Source organism: Pseudomonas chaetocerotis (assembly GCF_015712105.2).
Lineage (GTDB): Bacteria > Pseudomonadota > Gammaproteobacteria > Pseudomonadales > Pseudomonadaceae > Aquipseudomonas > Aquipseudomonas chaetocerotis.
The window spans coordinates 419,138-427,315 of sequence record NZ_JACFYX020000003.1 but is presented as its reverse complement, the minus strand read 5'-3'; the positions used below and the strand labels follow the sequence as shown (position 1 = coordinate 427,315).

Genomic DNA, 8,178 nt, shown 5'->3' with positions numbered 1-8,178 from the left:
CGCCCAGTTTGCTAAAGCAGACTGGGCGTTCTTCTATGTGCGCAAAAAAGGTGCGTGGTGGTGAGAGTCCCGGAGCGCCGGCCGCCGGAGCGCCGGCCGGATCATCGTCAAGCGCCTATACGAAACCCTAGATCGCCAACGCGGTCTGGGGTTTCTTCTTTGTGCGCTGGAAAACAACGCTTCGCGTAGGTGCGCTGCGCGCACCGGTCAGGGCGCAGTCATCTTGGTGCGCATGGCGCACCCTACGGGGAAGGCTGCGCTTTGATCAATAAAAGGCCGCTTTGAAGTTGGTCTTGTCGACTGTTGGTTTTGGTTGCTGGCTTTTTCAGAGGGATCTTGCACTATGAGCGTTGTCTTTCCTCGTCTGCGGCTTCCTTCTGCTTCCCGTTTTCTATGCAAGCTGAAGCCTCGTCGTTATCATGCCAGCCTTGTTCTTAGCGGGGCCTGGCATGCTGGAATTGTTGAAACTTCTACAGGACGGTCGATTCCATTCCGGTGAAGCCCTGGGGGCGAAGCTTGGGATAAGTCGCAGCGCCATCTGGAAGCAACTGCAAGGCCTGGAGGCCGAACTGGGGATCGAGGTGTTCAAGGTCCCAGGTCGAGGCTATCGGCTGTCTTCGCCCATGAGCTTGCTCGATGCAGAGCAAATATCCCGTGATGCTGATGACTTGGAGTGGCCGGTCGCAGTCGAGCCCAGTGTGGACTCCACGAATGCCGAGATATTCCGCTGCCTCGATGCTGGAGCGCGTGCGCCTTTCGTTCTGCTTGCTGAGCGCCAGACTGCTGGGCGTGGTCGGCGGGGGCGCGTTTGGGCCAGTCCTTTTGCCGAGAACCTTTATTGCAGTATCGCTCTGCGTGTAGATGGTGGCATGAGTCAGGTGGAAGCCTTGAGCCTGACTGTGGGGCTTGCTGTCGCTAAGGCCTTGCAATCCTTTGGCATCGACGGCGCGCGACTCAAGTGGCCGAATGATGTGCTGGTCGACGGTCGCAAGATATCCGGGATTCTCCTGGAGCTGGCCGGGGATCCGGCAGATGTCTGTCATGTTGTGATTGGCATTGGTATCAACGTCAATATGGCGGTCGATGCGCCGGCTGTTATCGACCAGCCCTGGACCTCGGTGCGTCAGTGCCTTGGGCGGATTCTCGACCGTAATGAGTTGGCCGCCGAGTTGTTGCTGCAGCTTCGAGATTGCCTTTCCATTCATTGGCAGCGCGGGTTTGCCGGTTTACGCGCGGAGTGGGAAGCGTTGCATGCATGGCGCGGACGCCATGTGGCGTTGACGGCAGGAAATAATGCGACGCTGGGTGTCGTGCTTGGTGTTGATGAGCGAGGCGCTATCAGGCTGAGCGTAGATGGCGTCGATCGCTCCTTCAGTGGGGGTGAGTTGAGCCTGAGGTTGCAACATGATTCTTGAGCTCGACTGCGGTAATAGCTTTATCAAGTGGCGGGTGATCTCTGTGGATGGAGCGCAGCGTCTTCTGGCTGGCGTGGTCGACTCCGATGCCGCTCTCTTCGACTCGTTGGCTGCTGCGCCTGGGTTGAGGGTAAGTCGCTGTCGCCTGGTCAGTGTGCGTAGCGATGCCGAGACTGAGCAGTTGGTCGCACGTCTGCGTGAGTCCTTGGGTGTGGATGCGGTCTGTGCTCAATCTGCCAGTCAGGTCGGGGCGGTGCATAACGGTTACGAAGACTTCCGGCGTCTTGGTCTGGATCGTTGGCTGGCTGTGCTGGGTGCCTATCACCTGGGGCAGCGCGCTTGTCTGGTGGTGGATCTCGGGACTGCTGTGACTGCCGATTTCGTTTCTGCCGCAGGTATGCACATGGGCGGCTTCATTTGCCCGGGGTTGCCGCTCATGCGTGATCAATTGAGTACGCACACTCGGCGTATTCGTTATGACCGTCAGGTGGCTCTCGCCGCTTTGCAGGAGCTTGAGCCAGGGCGCTCCACAGCTGAGGCTGTCGAGCGCGGGTGCGTATTGATGTTGCGCGGTTTTGTTGCCGAGCAGTTGCTGCAAGCGCGGGCTCGTTTTCCCGATGGCTTCGAGGTCTTTCTGACTGGAGGCGATGCGGGCCTGGTGAGAGATGTAGTCCCGGGAGCGCAGGTTGTTCCTGATCTGGTATTTGTCGGACTGGCTATCGCCTGTCCCTTGAACTGAGGCGAGCATGCGCTGGATTCTGCTATTGCTCCTGCTGCTCAACGCCTTCTATTACGTCTGGCATCAGCAGCAGGCCCCCTTGCGTGCCAAAGAGGTGGCTCCGGCGGGTGCTTACCAGGCGGCGCGTAAGGATATCCGCTTGTTGAGTGAGGCGGATGCGCCGCGCTCGCGTGGGGATTCGTCGGCGGCGGCTGATGCGGCTGCTCCTGAGGCGGCTGTATGCCTTTATCTCGGGAGTTTCGAGGAGGAGGCGAGGGCCAGGGTCGTGGAGCAGCGTCTACTGAGCTTGGACATACAGGCTGAAGTGCGCGGTGTCGATGCGGCGGCAGGTGTCGAGTATTGGGTTTATCTGCCGCCTTTGGCTTCCCGGCAGGCCTCGCTGAGGCAGTTGCGTGAACTGCAGGCTCGGCGCATCGATAGCTACATCATCACTCAGGGCGAGCTGGCGAATGGCATATCGCTCGGCATATTCCCTCGCAGTGACTCAGCCGATAGCGTCATGCAGCGTTTGCGTGATGTGGGTTACGAGCCGCAGATTCGCGAGCTCTCGCGTGCGCATCGGAGTTTCTGGGTGCGTGTGGCTCCAGAAAGTCGGCGCTTGGCTGACGAGTTTTTGCTTGGGCGGCTCGCAGGTGACTTCGAAGGTTTGCAGCATCAATTAATGCCTTGTGAAGGCGTTGCATTGCTCCAGTAGTTTGCATAGAATGGCGCCCGCTTCGCAGGGTGGTCAAAGTTGGTTCCCGACGAAGATGTTGTCAAAGTAGCTAACCTCAAGATTTTAATGAGAAAAAGCTTGACAGCAGGGTGGCAGATCTAGAAAATGCCGCCTCACTTTGGAGGGGTTCCCGAGCGGCCAAAGGGATCAGACTGTAAATCTGACGTCATCGACTTCGAAGGTTCGAATCCTTCCCCCTCCACCAGATTCAGCGTGAGCTGCAAGCTCCGCGGGTATAGTTCAGTGGTAGAACCTCAGCCTTCCAAGCTGATGATGCGGGTTCGATTCCCGCTACCCGCTCCAGTTTGTGGTTGGCGCAACAGAGTTTGGCTCATGTAGCTCAGCTGGTAGAGCACACCCTTGGTAAGGGTGAGGTCAGCGGTTCAAATCCGCTCATGAGCTCCATCTAATGAAGGCAGATATGAAAGTATCTGCCTTTGTTTTAATGGCGGTATGGCTTGCTCAATTCTTCGCTAGGAGACGGTCAAGATGGCTAAAGAGAAATTCGAACGTAACAAACCGCACGTCAACGTCGGCACCATCGGTCACGTTGACCACGGTAAAACCACTCTGACCGCTGCTCTGACCCGCGTCTGCTCCGAAGTTTTCGGTTCGGCCAAGGTTGACTTCGACAAGATCGATAGCGCTCCGGAAGAGAAAGCTCGTGGTATCACCATCAACACTGCACACGTGGAGTACGATTCGTCCGTACGTCACTACGCGCACGTTGACTGCCCGGGTCACGCCGACTACGTGAAGAACATGATCACCGGTGCTGCCCAGATGGACGGCGCGATCCTGGTCTGCTCGGCTGCCGACGGCCCGATGCCGCAAACCCGTGAGCACATCCTGCTGTCCCGTCAGGTTGGCGTACCGTACATCGTTGTCTTCCTGAACAAGGCTGACATGGTTGACGACGCTGAGCTGCTGGAACTGGTCGAGATGGAAGTTCGCGACCTGCTGAGCACCTACGATTTCCCGGGTGACGACACTCCGATCATCATCGGCTCCGCGCTGATGGCTCTGAACGGCCAGGACGACAACGGCATGGGTACCACTGCGGTGAAAACCCTGGTGGAAACTCTGGATACCTACATCCCTGAGCCGGTTCGTGCCATCGACCGTCCGTTCCTGATGCCGATCGAAGACGTATTCTCGATCTCCGGCCGCGGTACTGTAGTGACCGGTCGTGTAGAGCGCGGTATCGTCCGTATCCAGGAAGAAATCGAAATCGTTGGTCTGCGTCCGACCACCAAGACCACCTGCACCGGCGTTGAGATGTTCCGCAAGCTGCTGGACGAAGGTCGTGCTGGTGAGAACTGCGGCGTGCTGCTGCGCGGCACCAAGCGTGATGAAGTCGAGCGTGGTCAGGTTCTGGCCAAGCCGGGCACCATCAAGCCGCACACCAAGTTCGAAGCTGAAGTGTACGTTCTGTCCAAGGAAGAAGGTGGTCGTCACACCCCGTTCTTCAAGGGCTACCGTCCGCAGTTCTACTTCCGTACCACTGACGTGACCGGTTCGTGCGAACTGCCGGAAGGCGTTGAGATGGTAATGCCGGGCGACAACATCAAAATGGTTGTCACCCTGATCAAGCCGATCGCCATGGAAGATGGCCTGCGTTTCGCGATTCGCGAAGGCGGCCGTACCGTTGGTGCTGGCGTGGTTGCCAAGATCGTCGAGTAATCGGTTGATCTGTTCCTCTCGGGCCGGCATAATGGTCGGCCTGATTTTGCTTTAGGTCAGTAGCTCAATTGGCAGAGCGGCGGTCTCCAAAACCGCAGGTTGGGGGTTCGATTCCCTCCTGACCTGCCATTTTCTAACGAATCTGGCGTGTCTTTCACAGGATCCTCTCGAATGAATGTTAAGGCTGAAGCCAAAGACTCTCGCTTTGATCTGGTCAAGTGGCTGGTTGTCGCTGCCCTGGTTGTTGTGGGTGTTGTGGGTAATCAGTACTTCTCTGCTGAGCCGGTTCTGTATCGCGTTCTGGGTTTGGTCGCGTTGGGTGCTGGTGCTGCTTTCGTGGCGTTTCAGACTGCTCGTGGTCAGGCTTTCGCGGTGCTGCTGAAAGAGGCGCGCGTCGAGATTCGTAAAGTCGTCTGGCCGACCCGCCAGGAAACCACGCAGACCACTTTGATCGTGGTTGCAGTGGTCTTGGTAATGGCGCTGCTGCTGTGGGGTCTCGATTCCCTGCTCGGTTGGCTTGTTTCCCTGATTGTTGGTTAAGGGTGTCTCGTGGCTAAGCGTTGGTACGTCGTGCATGCTTACTCGGGTTACGAGAAGCATGTGATGCGCTCGCTCATCGAGCGCGTGAAACTGGCTGGTATGGAAGATGACTTTGGCGAGATTCTCGTCCCCACCGAAGAGGTGGTCGAGATGCGCAATGGTCAGAAGCGCAAGAGTGAGCGCAAGTTCTTTCCTGGCTATGTTTTGGTGCAGATGGAAATGAGCGAGGCGACTTGGCACTTGATCAAGGATACGCCGCGCGTCATGGGTTTCATCGGTGGTACGGCCGACAAGCCGGCGCCGATCACCGAGAAAGAAGCCGAAGCCATTCTGCGTCGTGTTGCCGATAGTGGTGACAAACCCAAGCCGAAGACTCTGTTCGAGCCGGGCGAGATGGTGCGAGTTGTCGACGGTCCGTTTGCCGATTTCGGTGGCGTGGTCGAAGAAGTGAATTACGAGAAGAGCCGCATCCAGGTTGCTGTGACCATTTTCGGTCGCTCCACCCCGGTCGAGCTGGAGTTCAGTCAGGTCGAGAAGGCATAACTGACATAAGCATCCCTCACCCCGCAGCCCTAGGCTGCGGGGTTTTGTCGTCACTGGGATAAATGCGTAAGTAACCTCGGGGAGCCGTCAGGCGTTCGAACCCGAAATTGGAGTAGCTAATGGCTAAGAAGATTCAGGCTTACATCAAGCTGCAGGTTAAAGCCGGTCAGGCAAACCCGTCGCCACCCGTCGGTCCCGCTCTGGGTCAGCACGGCGTGAACATCATGGAATTCTGCAAGGCGTTCAACGCCAAGACTCAGGGCATGGAACCTGGTCTGCCGACTCCTGTGATCATCACTGTTTACAGCGACCGCAGCTTCACCTTTGAAACCAAGAGCACCCCGGCATCGGTGCTGCTGAAGAAGGCTGCAGGCCTGTCCAGCGGTTCCGCTCGTCCGAACACCGTCAAAGTAGGCACCGTTACCCGTGCTCAGCTGGAAGAGATCGCCAAGACCAAACAGGCTGATCTGACTGCCGCTGACCTGGATGCGGCCGTGCGCACCATCGCCGGCTCCGCTCGTAGCATGGGCCTGAACGTGGAGGGTGTGTAATGGCTAAGTTGACCAAGCGCCAAAAGGCCATCGCGGCCAAGGTTGAAGCCGGTAAGGCCTACACCTTCGAAGAAGCTGCCGGCCTGCTGGCCGAGCTGTCTGCCGTCAAGTTCACCGAGTCCTTCGACGTCGCCGTGAACCTGGGCGTGGATCCGCGTAAATCCGACCAGGTCGTACGTGGCGCCACCGTTCTGCCGAACGGCACTGGCAAAACCGTACGCGTTGCCGTGTTCACCCAGGGTCCGGGCGCTGAAGCTGCTCTGGCTGCCGGTGCTGACAAGGTGGGTATGGACGATCTGGCTGCCGAAATGAAGGCAGGCGATCTGAACTACGACGTGGTCATCGCTTCCCCGGACGCCATGCGCGTCGTTGGCCAGCTGGGCCAGGTACTGGGCCCGCGCGGTCTGATGCCGAACCCGAAAGTCGGCACCGTGACTCCGGACGTCGCTACCGCTGTCAAGAACGCCAAGGCTGGTCAGGTACGTTTCCGTACCGACAAGAACGGCATCATCCACACTTCTGTTGGCAAGGTCGGTTTCGAAGCCGCTGCGCTGAAGCAGAACGTGGAAGCCCTGCTGTCCGACCTGAAGCGTCTGAAGCCGTCGACCTCGAAAGGCATCTACGTCAAGCGTGTGACCCTGAGCACCACCATGGGTCCGGGCCTGATCATTGATCAGGCTTCGCTCGACGCTTAAGTGATTAGGCCGGTAGCCGTGTGCTACCGGCTTTGAAAGATTGGGGTCCCTGCCTGGCGGGGGCTATCCAAGACCGTAGGTGACTCGCGTTTTAAATGTCAGGTTTGCCTGATGGCCTACGCAGATGGTGCTCCCGATTCGTTACCGAATCAGACACCAAAACGCCGCTGAACCTCGGTTTGGCGATACGGTAAAAACCAGGAGTAAACCCGTGGCAATTAAACTCGAAGACAAGAAGGCCATCGTCGCTGAAGTCAACGAGGCTGCCAAAGCCGGTCTGTCCGCTGTCGTGGCTGATGCCCGTGGCGTGACCGTCGGCGCAATGACCGGACTCCGTAAAGAGGCCCGCGCAGCTGGTGTGTACGTGAAAGTCGTGCGTAACACCCTGCTCAAGCGCGCCGTTGAAGGCACTCAGTTCGACGTGCTCAACGACGTGTTCAAAGGCCCGACCCTGATTGCTTTCTCCAACGAACACCCGGGCGCTGCTGCTCGTCTGTTCAAGGATTTTGCCAAGGGTCAGGATAAGTTCGAGATCAAGGCAGCTGCGTTCGAGGGCAAGTACCTCGCAGCAAACCAGATCGACGTACTGGCAAGTCTGCCGACTCGCGACGAGGGCATCGCCCAGCTGATGAGCGTTATTCAAGGCGCCACCAGCAAACTCGCTCGCACTCTGGCAGCCATTCGCGACCAGAAAGAAGCTGCAGCTGCCTGAGGCGGCGTGAGCTCTTTCGAAATCAAACGTTTAATTTGATGGTCGCGTAGGCCGTCACCCCAATACAGGAATTGATAGTCATGTCTCTGACTAACGAGCAAATCATCGAAGCTATCGGCCAGAAATCCGTCATGGAAATCGTTGAGCTGATCAAAGCGATGGAAGAAACCTTCGGCGTTACCGCTGCTGCCGCTGTTGCCGCTGGTCCGGCTGCTGCCGCTGCTGCTGTAGAAGAGCAGACCGAGTTCAACGTTGTTCTGGCTGAAGCCGGCGACAAGAAAGTGAACGTGATCAAGGCTGTTCGCGAGCTGACCGGTCTGGGCCTGAAAGAAGCCAAGGAGAAGGTTGACACCGCTCCTCAGGTTATCGCTGAAGGTCTGACCAAAGAAGCTGCTGAAGACGCCAAGAAGAAGCTGGAAGAAGCTGGCGCCAAGGTCGAGCTCAAGTAAGTTCGTACCTTGCGTCTACAGCCCGAGCGACTCGCGCAAGGCTGATGGCTGGTGGCTTTTGCCACCGGCCTTTTTCCGTTCTAGGTTGGCTGTTCAACAGTCGGCCTGGAGCCGAAAAGATCCCGCCCGAGAGGCG

General features: G+C 57.8%; 10 protein-coding genes and 4 tRNA genes. All 14 read left to right on the top strand.

What is annotated here, in order from left to right; genetic code table 11:
* The first annotated feature begins 449 nt into the window (after positions 1–449).
* The 14 genes from birA to rplL all read left to right on the top strand — a co-directional run bounded on the left by birA (position 450) and on the right by rplL (position 8,042).
* Positions 450–1,415, top strand: coding sequence for a bifunctional biotin--[acetyl-CoA-carboxylase] ligase/biotin operon repressor BirA (gene birA, locus H3221_RS08345; RefSeq protein ID WP_196473345.1), 966 nt, complete (start codon positions 450–452; stop codon positions 1,413–1,415).
* Positions 1,405–2,154: a pantothenate kinase gene (locus tag H3221_RS08340; RefSeq protein ID WP_196473346.1), complete on the top strand. Its 750-nt coding sequence runs from the start codon at positions 1,405–1,407 to the stop codon at positions 2,152–2,154. The genes birA and H3221_RS08340 overlap by 11 nt, the downstream gene beginning before the upstream one ends.
* Positions 2,155–2,161: 7 nt before the next feature.
* Entirely contained in the window at positions 2,162–2,848 is a 687-nt protein-coding gene (locus H3221_RS08335) for an SPOR domain-containing protein (protein ID WP_196473347.1), read from the top strand.
* A gap of 141 nt (positions 2,849–2,989) precedes the next feature.
* Positions 2,990–3,074, top strand: a tRNA-Tyr gene (locus H3221_RS08330).
* Positions 3,075–3,098: 24 nt separating this feature from the next.
* Positions 3,099–3,172, top strand: a tRNA-Gly gene (locus tag H3221_RS08325).
* A 26-nt stretch (positions 3,173–3,198) separates the two neighbouring features.
* A tRNA-Thr gene (locus H3221_RS08320) sits at positions 3,199–3,274 on the top strand.
* An 84-nt stretch (positions 3,275–3,358) separates the two neighbouring features.
* On the top strand, positions 3,359–4,552 hold the full coding sequence (gene tuf / locus H3221_RS08315; protein ID WP_084331690.1) for an elongation factor Tu: 1,194 nt from the start codon (positions 3,359–3,361) through the stop codon (positions 4,550–4,552).
* 53 nt (positions 4,553–4,605) lie between these two features.
* Positions 4,606–4,681: transfer RNA gene (locus tag H3221_RS08310), tRNA-Trp, on the top strand.
* A 42-nt stretch (positions 4,682–4,723) separates the two neighbouring features.
* Positions 4,724–5,092: a preprotein translocase subunit SecE gene (gene secE, locus H3221_RS08305; RefSeq protein ID WP_196473348.1), complete on the top strand. Its 369-nt coding sequence runs from the start codon at positions 4,724–4,726 to the stop codon at positions 5,090–5,092.
* A gap of 9 nt (positions 5,093–5,101) precedes the next feature.
* A complete protein-coding gene (nusG, locus tag H3221_RS08300) occupies positions 5,102–5,635 on the top strand; it encodes a transcription termination/antitermination protein NusG (RefSeq protein ID WP_143504860.1) in 534 nt (177 codons plus the stop codon).
* A 119-nt stretch (positions 5,636–5,754) separates the two neighbouring features.
* Positions 5,755–6,186: a 50S ribosomal protein L11 gene (gene rplK / locus H3221_RS08295; RefSeq protein ID WP_021488823.1), complete on the top strand. Its 432-nt coding sequence runs from the start codon at positions 5,755–5,757 to the stop codon at positions 6,184–6,186.
* A complete protein-coding gene (gene rplA, locus H3221_RS08290; protein ID WP_017675626.1) occupies positions 6,186–6,881 on the top strand; it encodes a 50S ribosomal protein L1 in 696 nt (231 codons plus the stop codon). The genes rplK and rplA overlap by 1 nt, the downstream gene beginning before the upstream one ends.
* Positions 6,882–7,092: 211 nt before the next feature.
* Complete coding sequence (rplJ, locus tag H3221_RS08285) at positions 7,093–7,593, top strand: 50S ribosomal protein L10 (RefSeq protein ID WP_196473349.1); 501 nt, start codon at positions 7,093–7,095, stop codon at positions 7,591–7,593.
* 80 nt (positions 7,594–7,673) lie between these two features.
* Positions 7,674–8,042 carry a 50S ribosomal protein L7/L12 gene (rplL, locus tag H3221_RS08280; RefSeq protein ID WP_013717352.1) on the top strand — a complete coding sequence of 123 codons (369 nt, stop codon included), beginning with the start codon at positions 7,674–7,676 and terminating at the stop codon, positions 8,040–8,042.
* Positions 8,043–8,178 lie beyond the last annotated feature (136 nt).

What these genes read in the sequence shown, in the direction of transcription:
- birA (WP_196473345.1), top strand. Translation starts at nt 450, where the DNA reads ATGCTGGAATTGTTGAAACTTCTACAGGACGGTCGATTCCATTCCGGT.
- secE (WP_196473348.1), top strand. Translation starts at nt 4,724, where the DNA reads ATGAATGTTAAGGCTGAAGCCAAAGACTCTCGCTTTGATCTGGTCAAG.
- rplA (WP_017675626.1), top strand. Translation starts at nt 6,186, where the DNA reads ATGGCTAAGTTGACCAAGCGCCAAAAGGCCATCGCGGCCAAGGTTGAA.
- rplL (WP_013717352.1), top strand. Translation starts at nt 7,674, where the DNA reads ATGTCTCTGACTAACGAGCAAATCATCGAAGCTATCGGCCAGAAATCC.
- H3221_RS08340 (WP_196473346.1), top strand. Translation starts at nt 1,405, where the DNA reads ATGATTCTTGAGCTCGACTGCGGTAATAGCTTTATCAAGTGGCGGGTG.
- tuf (WP_084331690.1), top strand. Translation starts at nt 3,359, where the DNA reads ATGGCTAAAGAGAAATTCGAACGTAACAAACCGCACGTCAACGTCGGC.
- H3221_RS08335 (WP_196473347.1), top strand. Translation starts at nt 2,162, where the DNA reads ATGCGCTGGATTCTGCTATTGCTCCTGCTGCTCAACGCCTTCTATTAC.
- rplK (WP_021488823.1), top strand. Translation starts at nt 5,755, where the DNA reads ATGGCTAAGAAGATTCAGGCTTACATCAAGCTGCAGGTTAAAGCCGGT.